This is a genomic window from Arthrobacter sp. QXT-31 (genome assembly GCF_001969265.1).
Classification (GTDB): domain Bacteria; phylum Actinomycetota; class Actinomycetes; order Actinomycetales; family Micrococcaceae; genus Arthrobacter.
Genome location: NZ_CP019304.1, coordinates 1747215 through 1764610, shown reverse-complemented (window position 1 = coordinate 1764610; position 17396 = coordinate 1747215). Strand labels below are relative to the sequence as shown.

At 67.8% G+C, this 17396-nt stretch carries 14 protein-coding genes and 3 tRNA genes; 9 read left to right on the top strand and 8 right to left on the bottom strand.

What is annotated here, in order from left to right; genetic code table 11:
- Positions 1–3: 3 nt before the first annotated feature.
- Together hutG and BWQ92_RS07960 are read right to left on the bottom strand one after the other, a co-directional pair.
- On the bottom strand, positions 4–1023 hold the full coding sequence (hutG, locus tag BWQ92_RS07965) for a formimidoylglutamase (RefSeq protein WP_076799037.1): 1020 nt from the start codon (positions 1021–1023) through the stop codon (positions 4–6).
- Positions 1024–1178: 155 nt separating this feature from the next.
- On the bottom strand, positions 1179–2621 hold the full coding sequence (locus BWQ92_RS07960) for an NCS2 family permease (RefSeq protein WP_076799036.1): 1443 nt from the start codon (positions 2619–2621) through the stop codon (positions 1179–1181).
- Positions 2622–2732: 111 nt separating this feature from the next.
- Between BWQ92_RS07960 and BWQ92_RS07955 the strand changes: the two genes are divergently transcribed.
- Positions 2733–3371, top strand: coding sequence for a copper resistance CopC family protein (locus BWQ92_RS07955; protein ID WP_076799035.1), 639 nt, complete (start codon positions 2733–2735; stop codon positions 3369–3371).
- A 44-nt stretch (positions 3372–3415) separates the two neighbouring features.
- Here BWQ92_RS07955 and BWQ92_RS07950 read toward each other — a convergent pair whose 3' ends face one another.
- Positions 3416–4048 carry an FAD-dependent monooxygenase gene (locus tag BWQ92_RS07950; protein WP_076803588.1) on the bottom strand — a complete coding sequence of 211 codons (633 nt, stop codon included), beginning with the start codon at positions 4046–4048 and terminating at the stop codon, positions 3416–3418.
- Between the two features lie 445 nt (positions 4049–4493).
- Between BWQ92_RS07950 and BWQ92_RS07945 the strand changes: the two genes are divergently transcribed.
- Together BWQ92_RS07945 and BWQ92_RS07940 are read left to right on the top strand one after the other, a co-directional pair.
- Entirely contained in the window at positions 4494–5531 is a 1038-nt protein-coding gene (locus BWQ92_RS07945; RefSeq protein WP_076799034.1) for a universal stress protein, read from the top strand.
- Between the two features lie 3 nt (positions 5532–5534).
- Positions 5535–8306 carry a PEP/pyruvate-binding domain-containing protein gene (locus BWQ92_RS07940; protein ID WP_076799033.1) on the top strand — a complete coding sequence of 924 codons (2772 nt, stop codon included), beginning with the start codon at positions 5535–5537 and terminating at the stop codon, positions 8304–8306.
- A gap of 75 nt (positions 8307–8381) precedes the next feature.
- Here the strand turns inward: BWQ92_RS07940 and BWQ92_RS07935 are convergent, their stop codons facing one another.
- Entirely contained in the window at positions 8382–9041 is a 660-nt protein-coding gene (locus tag BWQ92_RS07935; RefSeq protein ID WP_076799032.1) for a DedA family protein, read from the bottom strand.
- Between the two features lie 155 nt (positions 9042–9196).
- Here BWQ92_RS07935 and BWQ92_RS07930 point away from each other — a divergent pair, with 155 nt between their 5' ends.
- The 3 genes from BWQ92_RS07930 to BWQ92_RS07920 are packed head-to-tail and all read left to right on the top strand — an operon-like array spanning position 9197 to position 12259.
- Positions 9197–10354 carry a LolA family protein gene (locus BWQ92_RS07930; protein ID WP_076799031.1) on the top strand — a complete coding sequence of 386 codons (1158 nt, stop codon included), beginning with the start codon at positions 9197–9199 and terminating at the stop codon, positions 10352–10354.
- Complete coding sequence (locus BWQ92_RS07925) at positions 10351–11367, top strand: ABC transporter ATP-binding protein (RefSeq protein ID WP_076799030.1); 1017 nt, start codon at positions 10351–10353, stop codon at positions 11365–11367. The genes BWQ92_RS07930 and BWQ92_RS07925 overlap by 4 nt, the downstream gene beginning before the upstream one ends.
- Positions 11354–12259: an ABC transporter permease gene (locus BWQ92_RS07920; protein WP_236783147.1), complete on the top strand. Its 906-nt coding sequence runs from the start codon at positions 11354–11356 to the stop codon at positions 12257–12259. The genes BWQ92_RS07925 and BWQ92_RS07920 overlap by 14 nt, the downstream gene beginning before the upstream one ends.
- 66 nt (positions 12260–12325) lie before the next feature.
- On the opposite strand, the gene BWQ92_RS07915 is transcribed toward BWQ92_RS07920, so the two are convergent.
- From BWQ92_RS07915 to BWQ92_RS07900, 4 genes are all read right to left on the bottom strand, one after another.
- Positions 12326–13867, bottom strand: coding sequence for a C40 family peptidase (locus BWQ92_RS07915; RefSeq protein WP_076799029.1), 1542 nt, complete (start codon positions 13865–13867; stop codon positions 12326–12328).
- 210 nt (positions 13868–14077) lie between these two features.
- Positions 14078–14998 carry a cation diffusion facilitator family transporter gene (locus tag BWQ92_RS07910; RefSeq protein WP_076799028.1) on the bottom strand — a complete coding sequence of 307 codons (921 nt, stop codon included), beginning with the start codon at positions 14996–14998 and terminating at the stop codon, positions 14078–14080.
- Positions 14999–15008: 10 nt separating this feature from the next.
- The gene (locus BWQ92_RS07905; RefSeq protein WP_076799027.1) at positions 15009–15437 is read right to left on the bottom strand and encodes a metallopeptidase family protein; all 429 of its coding nucleotides are present in this window, start codon (positions 15435–15437) and stop codon (positions 15009–15011) included.
- Positions 15438–15446: 9 nt separating this feature from the next.
- Positions 15447–16379 carry a DMT family transporter gene (locus BWQ92_RS07900; RefSeq protein ID WP_076799026.1) on the bottom strand — a complete coding sequence of 311 codons (933 nt, stop codon included), beginning with the start codon at positions 16377–16379 and terminating at the stop codon, positions 15447–15449.
- A gap of 241 nt (positions 16380–16620) precedes the next feature.
- Between BWQ92_RS07900 and BWQ92_RS07895 the strand changes: the two genes are divergently transcribed.
- The 3 genes from BWQ92_RS07895 (at position 16621) to BWQ92_RS07885 (ending at position 16985) form a co-directional block, all read left to right on the top strand.
- Positions 16621–16693, top strand: a tRNA-Glu gene (locus BWQ92_RS07895).
- A 94-nt stretch (positions 16694–16787) separates the two neighbouring features.
- Positions 16788–16861 (top strand) — tRNA-Asp (locus BWQ92_RS07890).
- 48 nt (positions 16862–16909) lie between these two features.
- Positions 16910–16985, top strand: a tRNA-Phe gene (locus tag BWQ92_RS07885).
- Positions 16986–17396: the final 411 nt, after the last annotated feature.

The window sequence follows — 17396 nt, the reverse complement described above, 5'->3', positions numbered from 1 at the left end:
TCCCTAGCCGAGCAGGATGCTGACCAGCCGCGCGGCCACCCGGGCGGTCCGGTTGTCGATGTCGAAGGCCGGGTTCAGCTCTGCCACGTCCGCGTGCAGCAGCTTGCCGCTGGCCACCACCTGGCGGCACACGGCGCTGATCACCGGGAGCGGAACGCCGTACGCGGCCGGGGCGCTGACCCCCGGGGCCACCGCAGCCGGAAGCACATCCAGGTCGATGGTCAGGTAGAGGACGTCGATCCCGCTGAGGAAATCCGCCACAAACGCCTCGGCCGCGCCGGCGGTGCACTCCTCGTCCAGCAGGTACTTCACCCCCAGCTTGTCGGCGGTGCTGAACAGCGCACGGGTGTTGTTGGGTTCGGAAATGCCGACGACGGCGTAGTTCAGTTCGCGCCCTGCGGCCGCTTCCGCGCGGGCCATCTGGAGGAACGGCGTGCCCGAACTTGGGGCCGCCTCATCCCGGAGGTCGAAGTGGGCATCAAGGTTGAGCACGCCGAGCCTCTGGCCGTCACGGACCGCCCGGGACCCTGCCACGCCAAGGTAGCTTGCGTACGCGGTTTCGTGGCCGCCGCCGAGCACCATGGTGAGGCGGCCGCCGTCGAGCAGCGCCGCAACGGCGAGGCCCGCACGGGCCTGGCCGGCCTCCAGTTCGCCGCCGCGGACCACCACGTCGCCCGCATCAGCGACCGGGCGCCCGGAGTGGTAGGCGAGGGGGCCGAGCGCACTGCGGATGGCCGCCGGGGCGGCCGCGGCCCCGGTCCTGCCCTTGTTCCGGCGCACGCCCTCGTCGCTGCAGAAGCCGAGGATCGCGGCGGGGCGGGCAGCAGCGCCAATGCCAGCGTCAGCGTCAGCCGACGGCGTCACCCTGACGGGCGGATCCGCACGCAAGGGGCTGCCGTCCTGCCGGGTCTGTGAATGAGGGGTGACGGCCTGCCACCACCGGAGGTGGGCTTCGCCGTCGCCGTCGTAGCGGCCTGTCCAGGGGCGGGGTTGAACGTCAACTGAGAGCGCGGGAAAGTCCATGCTTCAAGCTCACCGCACGGACACAGCGAAAGCCAGCAGCGCCACCGTCGTGATGTCTGGAATGCCGGAAACGCCCCTTAACGCGAGATGGCACCTGCCGGCAGTGTCTGGAAGAAACACCGCCGCCAGGTGCCATCTGGGCGAAAGGGGAGGAACTATTCCATGCCGAGTGCCTGCTCGATCGGTCCGATGCCGAAGAACAGGACGAACGCCGCCGCGACGGCCCACATCAGCGGGTGCACTTCGCGGGCCCGGCCCTGGAAGGTGCGGATGAGGACGTAGGAGATGAAGCCGGCGCCCAGGCCGTTGGCGATTGAGTAGGTGAACGGCATCAGCGTGAAGGTGAGGAAGGCGGGCAGCGCGATGCCCCAGTCCTGCCAATGGATCTTGCCGACCTGGGCCACCATCATGAAGCCGACCACCACCAGGGCGGGGGCCACGGCCTCGAACGGCACGAGGTTGATCAGCGGGGTGAAGAACATGGCCACGAGGAACAGCAGGCCGGTGACGATCGAGGCGAGGCCGGTCCGCGCGCCCTCACCGATGCCTGCGCCGGATTCGACGTAGATCTGGTTGGAGGAGACTGAGGCGCCGCCGCCGACGATGGCGCCAAGCGCGTCCACCTGCAGCACGCGGTCAACGTTGGGGATGTTGCCGTCCTTGTCCACGGTTCCGGCCTCGTTGGCCAGGCCCACCATGGTGCCCATTGCGTCGAAGAAGATGCTGAGCAGGATTACGAAGGCGAGCAGGGCGGCGGCCACCACGCCGAGGTTGTCGAAGGCGCCAATCGGGTTGGCCTTGCCGATCAGGGACAGGTCGGGGGCCGCCCATTCGGTGAACTGGGGGGCCACCAGGGACCAGCCCTGCGGGTTGAAGTTCTTGCCGTCGAAGCTGGGGCCGATGTGCAGCGTGAACTCGAGGATGACCGCCAGGATGGTGGAGGCGACGATACCGATCAGGATGGCGCCCTTGACGTTGCGCACCAGCAGGGCGATGGTCAGGATCAGGCCGAATACGAACACCAGCGTCGGCCATCCCAGGAGCTTGCCGTCAAAGCCGAGCCCCACCGGAACGGTGGTGCCGGCCGCGTCCGGAACGCGCCGGACGAAACCGGCGTTGACCAGGCCGATGAGGGCGATGAACAGCCCGATGCCCACCACGATCGCGGTCTTAAGCCCGTCCGGAACGGCCCGGAACACGGCGGTCCGGAAACCGGTCAGGACCAGGATCATCATGGTGATGCCGGAGATGACCACGAGTCCCATCATGTCCGGCCAGGTCAGGCCGGGGTTGGTGGCCACCGTCACGGCCACGAAGGCGTTGACGCCGAGGCCCGTGGCCATGGCGAACGGGTGCTTGGCCCAGGCGCCCATGAGGATGGTCAGGATGCCGGCGGCAAAGGCGGTGACGGCAGCCACCGCCTGGAAACCGAGTGTGGTGCCGGAGGAGTCCGCGACGGACAGGATGAGGGGGTTCAGCACCACGATGTAGCTCATGGCGAAGAAGGTGGCAAAACCTCCGCGGATCTCGCGGGAGAGGTTGGACCCCCTTTCTGTGATCTTGAAATACCGGTCCAGTGCAGAGCCCTGCTTAAGCATTAGTCCTCCGGTGAGAGTGTGGGGGTTAGTTGAATCCTAGTAGGTTGCCAGGTGCCGACCCAGCAAATTCGCCTAGTCTGTAAGGAAGTCAACACTAGGAGAAGTCTGCCCATGCGTTTCACCCGCCAGTTGCTGTCCGCCCTCCTTGGCGCGCTCGCGTCCGTTTCCCTGCTCCTGACGGCGGGGCTCCTGACGGCGGTGCCCGCTTCGGCGCACGATGCCGCCGAATCCAGCAGCCCGGCTGACGGCGCCACCGTGGCAACGGCTCCTGACAAGGTCTCGATCACGTTCAACAACATCCCGCTGGGCCTCGGCTCCCAGGTCAAGGTGACCGATGCCGCCGGAACCGACTGGGCTGACGGCAAGGTGGAGATCGTGGACAACGTCGCTTCGCAGAAGTTGCGGGAGGGTGCACCTGCCGGGAAATACACGGTGGTGTGGCGTGTGGTGAGCTCGGACTCCCATCCGATCGAGGGCACGTTTGCCTTCACCGCCACGGCCGCTGCCGCAGGCGCGACGACGGCGCCAGCCGCGACAACGGCGCCGGTCGCGACTGCCGGCACACCCCAGCCGGGGCAGACCCAGGCCACCGAGACAGCCCCGGATTCCGCGGAGCCTTTCCCCTGGAGCATCGTCATATTCGCCGCCGTGGCCCTCGGCCTGCTCGTCATCCTGGGCGTCCTGGCCCGCCGGAAGCTCAGCGCCGGCGACAACGACGGCGCGCACGGCCCGGGAGGGCGCGGGGCGTAGGCCCCGCCGCACCCGGACCCGGCCGCCGTCGGGCTTTCAGCGCCTCAGATGGCCGCGGCGGGCAGCGCCGGGAAGCTTCCGGTCAATACTGACGGCACGCTATCCGGGTAGACCTTCGCCGAGATGGCGCGGCCCACCACCTTGGCCTGCCGCAGCACTTCCTTCGGCGTGGGCGTGATGAGCTCACCCACGCCGACCAGGTAAATGCCGATGGCGCGCATGGTGGCGACCAGGTTGGTGCCGATGGAGATGCCGAGGTCCGTCAGCATGCGACGCAGCTGGCTGTGGGCACAGCGGGTAAGCACAATGTGGTCGGCCAGCAGCACGCCGTCCGGGGTATGAACGGCCCAGCGGTGGAGTGAGGCCTCCGCATCTGGCCCCATCTTGTCCAGCATTACGGCCGAGGTGTCGCTGCGGATGTCCAGGTGGTGGCTCGAGGCGTAGTTGCGAAGGTGCCGGAGGATTTCGTTCCGCTCCTGGATCGACGCTGCCTCGGTGTCGTCACGCCGCTGCGGCGCTGGTTTCTGGAACGATTGGCCGATTCCGGGGGATTCAAGCCGGTCGACGATGATTGAATCAACACCCCGTCGCCGGAGTTCGGTGGCAATGGCCAAACCGGGAAGTCCGGTACCGATGACCACAGTGGTGGTCCGTTCTGCGCCGCTGAGACCAGGCATGCTTGACACTACAACTTCCTCCTCGAGAATTTCGAAGCGCAGGGCATCATTGCCCATGCACCGTCCACTGCCCCAGCAAGCAGACACACGACATCTCCGGACGGCCCCCGAGGGACAATCCGGATGGATGGTGCCTCGACACTACAGAATTTTTTGGTCGCTGGATACCCCTCCGGAAACTTTGGTTTGCAGGGCTTTGCACGGCGTCATCCGCCCATCGAAAGTCCCGCGGAACATGCGCGCGGAAGCACCGGAAAAAGGTCTTTCGGGAGGCCCGGCGGAGCCATGCCGGGCCCGCTTGCTAAGAAGTCGCCAACCGAGAATTATTGGCATTAAGGCAGGCGGTGCGAAACCGGGATCCGGACGGCCTGCCGGTTACGGTTAGCGAGGCCGCTTCTGGCAGACTAGCCGCATCATCAGGCAGTATCGCGAGGAGGCGGACCGAATGGACGCACACGAATTGCATCCCGACCCGGCACGGGATGGCGGTGCCCGGCACGCGAGACCCGAAGGAATCGTCGTCGGCGTTGATGGTTCGGACCACGGCCAGTGCGCACTCGTATGGGCTGCCCGGGAAGCCGAACGCCGCCGTCGCCCCCTCCACATAGTCACCGCCTATTCAGTGCCCATCTTCGCCGCATCCGGGCTCGACGGCGGCTACGCCACCGTGGACGACTCCGTGATCCGCGAGGGGGCCGAGGCCATACTGCAGCATGCCGTGGACAAGGTCTCCGGCTACAACATCGACGTCAGCGCCTCGGTCGAGAACGGAGACGCCTCAGGCGTGTTGCTCGACTTCTCTGAAACCGCCGAACTGCTGGTCTTCGGGACGCGCGGGCGGGGAGGATTCGTAGGGCGGCTCCTCGGCTCCGTCAGCAGCGCGCTTCCGGCCCATGCCAAGTGCCCCACGGTGACGGTTCCGCTGATCTGCTCTGACCGGCTGGGCGAGACGACGCAGGACAAACATATCCGGGCGGAACAGGCCAAGGCCGGCCACGGCGTTGTGGAAAAGACAGTAGTGGTGGGCGTGGACGGGTCCGAGCAGGCGCGCGTCGCCGTCCTGGAAGCCGCCGAGCAGGCCGAACGCCTGGGAGCGCCGCTGCGGGTGATCTGCGCTGTACCGCAATACAGCGGATCGCTTGCGTGGGTTCCCGCCCCGCTGGACCGGGAAGCGCTGTTCGCCGATATCCAGGTCCAGCTGAAGGCCGGGGTGGCTTGGCTGCAGAGCCACTTCCCGCGCCTGGCCATCGAGACCCGGCTGCTGGACGGTTCGCCCGTGGATGTCCTGGTGGAGGCCAGCCGGCACGTTGAGCTGATAGTGGTGGGAACCCGTGGCCGCGGCGGCTTCACCGGCATGCTCCTGGGTTCGACGTCGGACGGCGTCCTGCATCATGCCAAGAGCCCGGTGATGGTGGTTCCGGACCGGGAAGACCCGCGCCTCGCCGACCGTGCCAGCTTCGGACCAATGCTCGGCGCTTCGTAACACATGAGCGGGCTGGTGCTCGGCCTGGGGGACCTCAGCGCCTCCATGCTGCCGCAGGTTGGCGGGAAGGCCGCCAACCTGGGCGAGCTGCTGGCGGCTGGCCTCCCCGTGCCCGGGGGGTTCTGCCTGACCACCGAGGCCTACGTCCAGGCAGTCGGGCCGCTCGGGCTCGCCGAGGTGCATGAAGCCCTGCGGGACACGCCGGCCGACGACCTGGACGCCCTCGCGGGCCTGGCCGCCAGGGCCCGCAGCCTGATCACGTCGGCGGAATTGCCGACGGCGGTCGCCGGGGAAGTGCTGGCGGCTTACCGGGCGCTGGACGGCGTTCCTGTCGCAGTGCGGTCCTCGGCCACGGCCGAGGACCTTCCCTTCGCCAGTTTTGCCGGCCAGCAGGACACGTACCTGAACGTCATCGATGCTGTTGCCTTGCTGGACGCTGTCCGGAAGTGCTGGGCGTCGCTGTGGACTGACCGGGCGGTGGCGTACCGCGCCAGCCGAAACATCGACCCCGCAACGGTAGCCCTCGCCGTCGTCGTCCAGCGCATGGTGGATGCGGAGGCGGCGGGCGTGATGTTCACTGCCAACCCGGTAACCGGCAGGCGCCGGGAGGCTGTGATCGACGCCAGCCCCGGGCTCGGCGAGGCGGTGGTGTCGGGCGCCGTCAACCCGGACCATTTCGTGGTGGACACCGCCTCCGGAGCCATCCTGCAGCGCCGGCTGGGGGATAAACGGACGGTTGTCCGGCCGCTGCCCGGGGGAGGCACCGAGCACGTTGACCATGGCGCAGGGGCAGACCAGGCCCGGGCGGACACACCGTGCCTGACCGACGCGCAGATCCGGGAGCTGGCTGCGCTGGGGAGCAAGGCCGAGGCGCACTACGGCGCCCCGCAGGACACGGAATGGGCGCTCGACGGCGGCGGAAGACTCTGGCTGACCCAGTCCAGGCCGATCACCACGCTTTACCCCGTGCCGTCGAAGGCCCCGGCCCGGCGCGGCCCGGGGGATGAGTTGCGCGTCTACCTGTGCTTCAGCCTCGCCCAGGGCCTCACCCGGCCGCTGACCCCGATGGGACTTGCCGCCCTGCGGCAAATCGGCTCCTCGGTTGCTGCCGCCGCGGGCTTTGACGTCCCGGACCGCCGCGGCGGGCCGCCGCCCTACGTCGAAGCCGGCCAGCGCATCTTTGTCGACCTGACGGCCGCCGCGCGGAGCACCGTCGGCCGCCGGATCATCCCCAGCGTCTTTGACATCATGGAGGCACGTTCCGCCAAAGTCCTCCGCAGCGTGTTCGACGATCCCCGCCTCTCCATCACCCGCCGTACGCCATGGGACCTGCTCAGGCACGTAGTCCCCGTCGCTGTCCGGTTCCGCATCCCGGAGGCAGCGCTGCGGGCGCTGGTCCGTCCGGAGGCGGCGCTTAAACGGCTGAACCGCTTCACCGCCGATTTCAACGCCACGCTGGAACTGCCCCGCGGCGCTTCCCCGCGCCAACGGCTGGACCACGCCGAGGACATACTCTCGCGGCTGTTTCCCAACCTTCCGGCCGTGCTCCCGCTGGCCGGCCTCGGCTTCGCCATGCTGGGCCTGGCCGGGAAGCTCCTGGGAGCGGGCAAACTCTTTGGTGCGGGCAAAGATGGTGCCGGGTCAAACAGCAACACTGACCTCCAGCCCGTGCTCCGCGGACTGCCCAACAACGTGACAACCGAGATGGACCTCGAGCTGTGGCGCGTCGCGACCAGCATTAAGTCCGACCCGGACTCGGTGGCCGTGCTCACCGGACATGCCCCTGCCGTGCTCGCCCACCGCTTCGCCGCGGGCGAGCTGCCCGCCGCGGCCCAGGCCGGACTGGCCGGGTTCCTGGCCCGGTACGGGCACCGGGCGGTGGCCGAGATCGACGTCGGCATGCCCCGCTGGCGGGACGACCCCGCGCATATCCTGGGTGTCCTGGCCAACTACCTCCGGCTGGAGGATCCCGAGCGTGCCCCCGACCGCCAGTTCAGCAAGGCGGCAGCCGAAGCGGAGGCGCAAATCGAGCGGCTGGTGGCCGAGGCCCGTTCCAGGGGACGCCTCCGCGCCGTGACGGTCAGGGCAGCGCTTCGCCGTGCGCGGCTTTTCGCCGGGCTGCGCGAACTTCCCAAGTTCCAGATCGTCCTCGCCCTGGCCGAAGTCCGGAAACAGCTGGCCGAAGTGGGCGCGGTCCTGGCGGAGCAGACGCGGCTCGCCCGGGCGGACGACATCTTCTTCCTGGACTTTGCCGAAGCCCACCAGGCGCTGGACGGGGCCGACATGCAGGATCTCGTGGCGCAGCGGCAGGGCCCCTACTATCTGGAACTGGAGCGGCGCCACATCCCCCGCATGCTGCTCTCCGACGGAACGGAACCCGAAACGCTGCTTACCGACGGCGGAACCGCCGCCGGGGCACTGTCCGGCAGCCCGGCGTCGGCAGGAACAGTGACAGCGCCGGCCCGCGTCATCCTGGACCCCGTGGGCGCCCACCTGGAACCCGGGGAGATCCTCGTGGCGCCGTCCACCGATCCGGGCTGGACCCCGCTGTTCCTGACGGCGGGCGGCCTGGTGATGGAGATGGGCGGCCCCAATTCCCATGGTGCCGTGGTGGCGCGGGAGTATGGCATTCCGGCTGTAGTGGGTGTCGCTGACGCCACCTCACTGCTCAGCACCGGCCAGGAAGTGACGGTCGACGGCGGCGCCGGCACCGTGGTGCCGCGCGCTGCGGTGCCGGGCACCGTCGTACCGGACGCTGCAGTGCCGGGCAAGTGAGCAGCGGCTCTGGGCAACTGATCCGGGCAACTGAACAGGGTGGCGGCCCCAAAAAGGCGGTGCTGTGAACCGCGGCTACTGCCGGTCCGGCGCCGGTTTACCGCGGCGGATGCGCCGGACCACAAGCCACAGCACGAAGATGGCCAGCCCCGCGTAGACGGCGAAGTTGAGGTAGCGGGAGTACTGCTCAACCATCGCGTACTGCCGCCCCAGCAGTACGCCGAGGCCGATCAGCGCCCCGTTCCAGATGGCGGTGCCCGCGATGGTGAAGAGGCTGAAGGTGCCCAGGTGCATCCTTTCGGCACCGGCCGGCAGCGAAATGAGGCTGCGGACCCCCGGCAGCAGCCGGCCGAAGAAAATTGCAGACCTGCCGTGGCGGCGGAACCAGTCCTCGGCGCGTTCGAAGTCCTCCCGGTCCATGAGCGGCAGCTTGGACAGCCACCTGATCGAACGTTCAAGACCCACCTTCGCGCCAAGAAAGTACAGCGCCAGGGCGCCCAGATAAGCCCCCAGCGTGCTGGTCACGAAGACCAGGGCCAGGTTCAGGGATCCCTGCCGGGTCAGGAACCCGGCCAGCGGAAGGATCACTTCGCTGGGAATCGGCGGGAACACCGTCTCGAGGAGCGTAAAGAGGCCCACACCCCATTCCCCGAGCGATTCGATCGACTGGGCGGCGAAGCCCACGATGCCTGTCAGTTCATCGGCGGGACTGGATGTGGCACCGGGAATGCGCATTGGCTACGGGCTCCTGGAAGCTGGAAGACGGCGTCATACCCAGTCTGACCCACCGGCGGCTGCATGGGGAAACGGACACTCCGCCGCGGGGCTGCCACAGGAGGTGCCGAGGCGTAACCTGAGGGTATGACCTGCGACGTCGGAGCGGAGTTGACATGACTGCCATCTGGCTGCGGTGGGCGCCTGCCGTGGCCGTACCTGCTGTTATTGCTGCCGGAGTCCTGGCGGGGTCCTTGCCTGCGAGTGCCCGCGACCCGCTGCCGGAGAAGACGCCGGCCCAGGTCCTGGCGATGATCGAACAACACAAGACCACGTCCTTCTCCGGCACGCTGGAGCAGTCCTCCGAACTCGGCTTGCCCGATGTTCCACAGGTAGGGCCCACTTCAGGCGCCCCCACGGGTTCCCTCGCTGAGCTGCTGACCGGGCCGCACAGCGCCAGGGTCTACGTCGACGGACCAACCAAGGTGCGCATCCAGGTGATGGACCGGATGGCTGAGCGCGACGCCGTCCGCCAGGGCAACGAGCTGTGGCTGTACAACTCCAAGGACAACACGGCCACACACGTCACGCTTCCGGCAGCGGCGTCGAAGGAATCCCGCAAGCATGACATGCCGGCGGGCGTGGCAACGCCGGAGGAACTGGCCGCGAAAATGCTTGAAAAGCTGGACAGCAGCACCGAAGTGGCGGTGGCCGAGGACACCGAGGTGGCAGGCCGTGCGGCATACAACCTGGTCCTCACGCCGCGCTCGGATGTGACCCTGGTGGGCTCCGTGGCCCTCGCCGTGGACGGTGAGAACGGCATGCCGCTGAGCGTGGAGGTACGGGCGCGCGGGCAACAGGAGCCTGCCTTCCGGACCGCGTTCTCCAGCCTGACGCTTGGGGCTCCCGACGCAGGCCTCTTCAACTTCTCTCCTCCGCCGGGTGCCTCGGTGAAGGAACTTGCAGTGCCGTCCCACAAGAAGGACATGGGCCACAAGGATCCGGCTGACAGGGATCCGGCCAACAGGAACCGGGGACACAAGGACCCGGCTGACAAGGAGCTGCGCGAGCACACCCCCACCGTCACGGGCACCGGCTGGGAACGGATCGTCGGAATCCCGGCCCCGCCCGTGTCCTCCCCGTCCCTTGACTCCGGCAGGCAGTCGGTGGGCAAGCTGCTCAACGATCCGCTGCTGCGCCAGGCCACCGTGACCGTCGAGGGGGGCCGGGCGATCTCCACGTCGTTGGTCAACGTCCTGCTGACCGACGACGGCCGGACCTTTGTCGGTTCCGTCCCCCTGGAGCGGCTCCAGGCCGCCGCAGCTGCGAAGTGACAGCCGCTGGCCGCGGTCCGGGTTCCGCAACTGCCATAGAAACGCAGGGGCTGAGCAAGCGCTTCGGCCACCAGCTGGCGGTGAACAGCATCGACCTCGCTGTGCCCCGCGGTTCCGTGTTCGGCTTTCTGGGCCCCAACGGTTCCGGCAAAACCACCACCATCCGCATGATGCTCGGCCTCGCCGCCCCGACTGCCGGGGAGGTCAGGGTCCTCGGCTTGGACATGCCCCGTCAGCTGGATGAGGTCCTGCCGAGGGTCGGGGCTCTGGTGGAAGGCCCGGCCTTCTATCCGTTCCTGTCGGGCGCGGCAAATCTGCACCGCTTGGATGCAGCAGACCGCCATGCGGCACCGGCCACGCGCCGGGCACGGGTGGCTGAAGCGCTGGAACGTGTAGGGCTTTCCCACGCCGCCCGCAAGAAGGTGCGGGCCTACTCGCTCGGCATGAAGCAGCGGCTGGGAATCGCCAACGCGCTGCTGGCACGGCGCGAATTGCTGGTCCTGGACGAACCCACCAACGGGCTGGACCCGCAGGGCACGCGGGAGGTCCGGAACCTGGTGCGGTCCCTCGCCGCTGACGGCGCCACCGTGTTCGTGTCCAGCCATCTGCTCGCCGAAGTGGAGCAGATCTGCACGCATGCGGCCATCATGAGCGCCGGCCGGCTGGTGGCCCAGGGGCCGCTGCCCGAACTGCGGCAGGCCGGTACCGCGCAGCTCCGCCTGGTGACGCCCGACGCCGGTACAGCCTCGGGCGTTCTGGCGCACTTTGGTTTGTCCCCCGTGGTGGGGCATCCGGACGGCGCGGACGCCGTCATCACCTCCAGCTTGCCTGTAGGCGGAGAAGTCCCGGGGCCGGCCGGCGAACCGCCCGCAAATGGAGGCGTGGCACCGGAAGCCATCGTCGCTGCCCTTGTGGCGGACGGCGTGCGTGTCCGCGGGTTCATGGTGGAGCGCGGCAGCCTGGAGGACCGCTTCGTGGCTTTGACGGGGGAGGGCTTCGATGTCGCACAGTGACCGTCCGGCGGAACAGGAACCGGCAGCCGAGCAACTGCCGGTACGGAACGTGCCCGCGCCGGGGACCCGGCGCCGGGCATCCAGCGGCTCGCTGCTCGCCTCGGAGCTGAAGCAGCTGTTCCGCCGCCGCAGGACGCAGGCGATGCTCCTGGCACTGGCTGCCATCCCGGTGGTGATTGCCGTCGTCGTCCGTGTTTCTTCAACTGTTCCCCCGGGGAGGGGGCCGGCCTTCCTGGACCGGATCAGCCAAAACGGGCTGTTCGTGGCCGTCACCGCGATGCTGGTATCTGTTCCGCTGTTCCTGCCCCTGACCATCGGCGTGGTCGCGGGCGACACCATTGCGGGGGAAGCAGGACTGGGCACGCTGCGGTACCTGCTGGTGGCTCCGGCCGGAAGGGTGCGGCTGCTGCTGGTCAAATATGCCGGGGCGGCGGTGTTTTGCCTTTCCGCCCCGCTGGCCGTGGCGCTCGCCGGCGCGGGTATCGGCTGGGCGCTCTTCCCGGTGGGGCCGGTGGCGCTGCTCTCGGGCGACCTCGTGGAACCGGAGGAGGCGCTGGTCAGGATGCTGCTGATCGCCGCGTATCAGGCCGTGTCCCTGCTGGGGCTGTCGGCCATCGGGCTGTTCCTGTCCACGCTGACCGACGTGCCCGTGGGCGCCATGGCCGCGACCATCGTTCTCTCTGTTGTTTCCCAGGTGCTCGACCAGCTGCCGCAGCTGGAGTGGCTGCACCCGTGGCTGTTCACGCACTACTGGTTTGGCTTCGCAGACCTGCTCCGCCAGCCCATCGGCTGGGACTCGTTCGGTGACAACGCGCTCCTGCAGGCCGGCTACATCGCGGCCTTCGGGGCACTCGCGTACGGCAGGTTCGTGAGCAAGGACGTGCTGTCCTAGGGTTTTCCGTCTTGTGCCGGGATCAGTCCGGCCGGGATCAGCGGGCCGGGATCAGCCCGGCTGGGATCAGTACCGTGCAGCGACCGGGTGCAGCTGCATGCCGGCCATCATGCTCAGTTCCGTGACGGTGATGCCCGCGGACGGGTTCAGCGCCTGGACCACCTTGCCGCCGCCGAGGTAAATCGCCACATGGTAGAAACCCGGGGCGGATCCCCAGACCAGGAGATCCCCGGGCTGGGCCTGGGACAGGGGAACGTGGACGGGCGCCTGGGCGAACTGCTCCGCAGCGGTGCGCGGAAGTTGCTTTCCGATGGCTGCGAACGCGTTCTGGACCAGGCCCGAACAGTCGAAACCGTACGCGCCGTTGCCGCCGTACTGGTAGAAGTACGGCGAGCCCACCTTGGCCATGGCCACGGAAATGGCCGCCTGGTTGGAGCCGCTAGGAGACGGGCCGGGCTGAACCGGAGCAGGAGCCGGCTGAACCGGAGCAGGGGCCGGGGCAGGTGCTGGCCGTACGGGTGCCGGCTGTGCCGGCGCGGGAGCCGGGACCGGCCGTACGGGAGCCGGGGCCGGAGCCGCAGGCGCGGGAGCCGGGCGCACCGGGGCAGGATCGGCTGGGGCCGGAGCGGCAGGGGCAGGATCCCGCCGGGCCGGCGTCGCTGCAGGCGCTGAAGCGGCCCGGTCCACCGACGGCGCAGTCCCGCCGCCGGACGCCTCAGCGCTTCCTGCAGCTGCCTTGTCCGCCACGGCCTGGGCTGCGGCAGCACGTTCGGCGGCAGCAGTCACGGCGGCAAGGCGGGCCTGCTGGCGCTGGCGCTCCAGGCCGTCCACGCGGGCGGACTCCAGTGCCGCCGTCGTGTTGCGCAGCGTGGCGAGCTGCCCCACGAGGACAGTCCGCTGTGCCCTGGCATCCGCCACCGCCTTCGCCTGGGCTGCATTGGCCTGGTCCGCCTGGGCCTTGAGGGTCTCGGCGGTTTTTGCGGCGTCGTCTGCCGCGCGCTGCGCGTCGGCGGCAGCGGCGGTGAGTGATTCTGCAGCGGCGGCGGTGGTTTCGGCTTCTGCGAAGGCCCTGCTTCGGCCGGCGGTCAGGGCCTGCAGCGTTGCAGCCTTGGCGAGCACGTCGCCCGTTCCGGTGACCAGTCCGCTCAGCTCCGGATTGAGGCCGCCGTTCCGGTACAGGTCCCCGGCCAGCTGCCCCACGGCCTTCCGGCTCCTGGACTGTTCCTTGTCCGCGGCAGCGGCCCTTGCCGTGGCCACCGCGGCGGCCTCGGACCTCGTCTTCAGCTCAACGAGGGCATTGCTGTAGGCGTTGTTGGCTTCGAGGGTACGCGCGAACGTGACCTCCTGCGCCGCCGCGGCGTCGGCGAGGATGCCCTCAATGTCGGAAACCTTTGCCGCCGTCGCACTTTCACTGGACTTGGCGGCAGCGATGTCCGCGGGGGAGGGTGTCTCCGGCGCTGCCGGAACCGTCAGGGCTGCTGCCGCAAGGACCAACGAGGGCGTTACTGCAAGTGCCCGGTCAGCGCGTGCGGGTGCCGCAAGGGTTCCAAAGAGGACGACGGCGGTGCACAGGACCGCCGTCGTGCGGCCAGAGCCGGTCAAACCCATTCGTAACCTCGCAAGTCAGGGCGGGGCGAACGGAACGGGAGGCAGCACGGAAATGCGCCCCAGGAGATGCCCAGCCCTCTGAGGTTAGGTGCCCAATTGCCACTTTGGCAACACTGGTCACATCAATAACATAAACAACAGCAGTGTCATTCGCCGGGAGGCGCTTGGGCGTGTTGCAATACGGCTAAAGCGCAAACCGCCAGCGAAACGTCAGGCGTGCTGGCGCGATTCGTGCTCTGAGTGGCTGGCGGGTTCCAGCTGGAACGTGCAGTGTTCGGTGTCGAAATGCGAGCCCAGGCAGCTGGTGAGCTTGTCCAGGACCTGGTCCGTGCCCTTGGCGTTCAGCATCTCGTCCTCCACCACCACATGGGCGGAAAACACCGGCACGCCTGACGTGATGGTCCAGATGTGGATGTCGTGGACGGCCACCACGCCAGTCACCGAAAGGATGTGTTCGCGGATCATGCTGACTTCCACGCCCTTCGGGGTGGCCTCCAGCAGGACATCGACCACATCGCGGAGCAGGTGCCAGGCCCGGGGCAGGATCATCGCGGCAATGATCACGGACGCGATGGTGTCCGCTGCCAGATAGCCGGTGAACTTGATTACAAGGGCAGCGGCAATCACGGCGAACGAGCCGAGCAGGTCGCCGAGCACTTCCAGGTAGGCGCCGCGGACGTTGAGGCTTTCCTGCTGGGCCTTGCGCAGGATCAGCAGGGAAACGAGGTTCGCGGCCGCGCCCAGGACGGCGGCGTACAGCATGATGTCGGTGTGCACCTCGGGCGCAGAGCCAATGCGCCGGATCGCCTCGGTAAAGATGACTGCCGACACGACCACCAGGATCAGGGCGTTGGCAAGCGCGGCCAGCACTTCCGCCCGCTGGTAGCCGTAGGTCCGCAGATGGCTGGCCGGCAGCGCCGCGATCCAAGCGGCCATCAGGGCGATGAAGACACCGGCAGCGTCAGAAAGCATGTGGCCCGCGTCGGCCAGCAGGGCGAGGGAACCTGACAACAGGGACCCGACCACCTGGATCACCATCACGGAGAGGGTGATGGCCAGGACCGCCATCAGCCGGCTGCGATGCCTCCCCGTGGCCGTAAGGCTGTGGGCGTGGTTGTGGTCGTGTCCCATGCCTACAAGGCTAGTCCCAACCGAGTTCGTGAAGCCGCTGGTCGTCGATTCCGAAGTGGTGGGCAATCTCGTGGATCACCGTGACCGCCACCTCATCCACCACGTCCTCGCGCGAGGAGCAGATGTCCAGGATCGGCTGGCGGTAGATGGTGATGCGGTCGGGCAGGGAACCCGCATCCCACCATGAGTCGCGCTCGGTCAGCGGAACGCCCTCGTACAGTCCCAGGAGTACGGTGTCCGGGTCCTCGCCGGGCTGCGGAACGTAGTCGTCGTCGATGAACACCGCCACGTTGTCCATGGCCCGCGCCACCTCGGCCGGAAGCTGCTCCAGGGCGTCGCTGACGGCGGCTTCGAAGTCGGCCTCGGACATGTCGAAACCCGAAGGTTCGCCGTCTCCCTGCGGCACGATCGGGAGGCCGGGTGGCAGGTTTGCGGGCATACCAAAACTTTAGCGGGATCTGCGCCGGGTCAGGCCCACGCCGAGAAGGCAGATGGCACCGCCCACGAGCCCCCAGGCGCTGGGGATTTCGCTGAGCACCAGCCATGAGATCAGCACCGTGGTGCCAGGCACGAGGTACGTGGTGGCGGCGAGTTTGCCGGCATCAATCAATGACAGGGCGTAGGCCCAGGTGGTGAAGGCGATGGCAGTGGGAAAGATGCCCAGGTAGACCAGGCCAAGGGTGGCCGGCAGCGGGGCGGCCTGCAGTTCCTGCCCCAGCTGACCGGCGAAGGGAAGGCAGCAGATCAGGCCCACCATGATTCCGAACCACGTGGCCTGCCCCGCCGGAAACTTGCGCAGGACGGGCTTCTGGATGATGACGCTCACGGCGGCGAGTGCAGCAGCGAGGAGGCAAAGCAGCACGCCTGCCACGTCCGCCGTCGAACGCGTCCCCGAACCCAAGGCGATGACCGCGACGCCGCCGAATGCCACCAGGCTGCCGATGATCAGCCAGCGCGGGAAACCCTCCTTGAGGATGATGCCTGCCATCACGGCCACCAGGATGGGGTTCACGTTGATGAGCAGCGCGCTGGTTCCGGCGTCGAGCGAATGCTCCGCGGCGTTGAGCGCCACGTTGTACCCGGCGAACCACATGACGCCGTAGGCGAGAATTGGCCACCACTCGCGTCCCCGTGGCAGCACCCGCAGCTTGGGAAGCACCACCGCGCCCAGCACGACGGCGGCGATCGCCAGCCGCCCCAGCGTCAGGGCTCCGGGGGAGAAGCTTGGGCCCACGGCGCGGATGCCCACGAAGGCTGAGGCCCAGAGGACCACGGTCACCACGACGGCGGCGACCCCCAGCGGGCTCACGCGCCCCCGGGGCTGGTGCGTGTTCAGTTCGGAGTGGGGCTGCAGGGGGCTTGTGCCGGCGGAAGATGCCATGGTGCCAATCTAGTTCCGCTGCCCGTCCCATGGCTGGCGGAAATCGGTCATGTCTCACCAAGAAACTGCCATTCTGGCGGGCCTGCATTCGCCTGCCGTTTGGGTGGCCGTAGCCCCGATTTTGGATATTCCCTGCCTAGGCTCTATAGTTTTAGACGTCCGGTTCGGAGGAACACGAAAGGACAAGAACGAAAGGCTTCGGCCCTTTATTTTTGCCCTTGTTCAGCCAGATCGAGTCCAAGCCCCCATCGTCTAGCGGCCTAGGACACCGCCCTTTCACGGCGGCGGCACGGGTTCGAATCCCGTTGGGGGTACGCAAGGAAGTGGTCAAAGCAGGCAAAAAAGTCTGGTAGGCTGGAGTCCTTGAAAAAACGCGGTAGAGATACCGCGGAAAGCAAGAAATAGCAAGGCCCTGTAGCGCAGTTGGTTAGCGCGCCGCCCTGTCACGGCGGAGGTCGCGGGTTCAAGTCCCGTCAGGGTCGCTTTGATTGCCGGAAGAAATTCCGGCCGTCATGGTGACACGTCACCTAGGCTCTGTAGCTCAGTTGGTAGAGCGTTCGACTGAAAATCGAAAGGTCACCGGATCGACGCCGGTCGGAGCCACCAGCTAAACCCCGCTGTTCCACTTGGAACAGCGGGGTTTTTTCGTATCCTCCTTTTCTTCCCGTTCCGCCTTTCTCTGCCCCCGGCGAGCCGTCCTGACGCACTTTGGGGGTAGCGCCGTCGTAAATTCCGACGGCCGCCGGCGTGTTTGTGTCGGAGTGCCCCGTTTTGTTCGGCCGGGCGGCGCCCGTCTGCTGGACCCTGGCTGCCGGCGGCGGGCCGTCGTGTCACTCTGGGGCGCCGCGCCGAAAATCACGACGGCGGCTGGCGTGTTCCGTGTCATAGTGCCCCGTTTGGCCGGGGAGGGTACGGCCGGAAGCGTGTGACCAAGGCCATTGATGACGCGTTGATGAAGGCCCATTTGATTCCAAACCTGAACTGAGGCACGCGCGCGCAAACGAGATGCAAGCGCTT

Bases quoted from the DNA above. Each gene is read 5' to 3' on its own strand.
- BWQ92_RS07955 (WP_076799035.1), top strand. From the start codon at position 2,733: ATGCGTTTCACCCGCCAGTTGCTGTCCGCCCTCCTTGGCGCGCTCGCG.
- BWQ92_RS07945 (WP_076799034.1), top strand. From the start codon at position 4,494: ATGGACGCACACGAATTGCATCCCGACCCGGCACGGGATGGCGGTGCC.
- BWQ92_RS07920 (WP_236783147.1), top strand. From the start codon at position 11,354: ATGTCGCACAGTGACCGTCCGGCGGAACAGGAACCGGCAGCCGAGCAA.
- BWQ92_RS07910 (WP_076799028.1), bottom strand. From the start codon at position 14,998: ATGGGACACGACCACAACCACGCCCACAGCCTTACGGCCACGGGGAGG.
- BWQ92_RS07905 (WP_076799027.1), bottom strand. From the start codon at position 15,437: ATGCCCGCAAACCTGCCACCCGGCCTCCCGATCGTGCCGCAGGGAGAC.
- BWQ92_RS07930 (WP_076799031.1), top strand. From the start codon at position 9,197: ATGACTGCCATCTGGCTGCGGTGGGCGCCTGCCGTGGCCGTACCTGCT.
- BWQ92_RS07935 (WP_076799032.1), bottom strand. From the start codon at position 9,041: ATGCGCATTCCCGGTGCCACATCCAGTCCCGCCGATGAACTGACAGGC.
- hutG (WP_076799037.1), bottom strand. From the start codon at position 1,023: ATGGACTTTCCCGCGCTCTCAGTTGACGTTCAACCCCGCCCCTGGACA.
- BWQ92_RS07900 (WP_076799026.1), bottom strand. From the start codon at position 16,379: ATGGCATCTTCCGCCGGCACAAGCCCCCTGCAGCCCCACTCCGAACTG.
- BWQ92_RS07960 (WP_076799036.1), bottom strand. From the start codon at position 2,621: ATGCTTAAGCAGGGCTCTGCACTGGACCGGTATTTCAAGATCACAGAA.
- BWQ92_RS07950 (WP_076803588.1), bottom strand. From the start codon at position 4,048: ATGCCTGGTCTCAGCGGCGCAGAACGGACCACCACTGTGGTCATCGGT.
- BWQ92_RS07940 (WP_076799033.1), top strand. From the start codon at position 5,535: ATGAGCGGGCTGGTGCTCGGCCTGGGGGACCTCAGCGCCTCCATGCTG.
- BWQ92_RS07915 (WP_076799029.1), bottom strand. From the start codon at position 13,867: ATGGGTTTGACCGGCTCTGGCCGCACGACGGCGGTCCTGTGCACCGCC.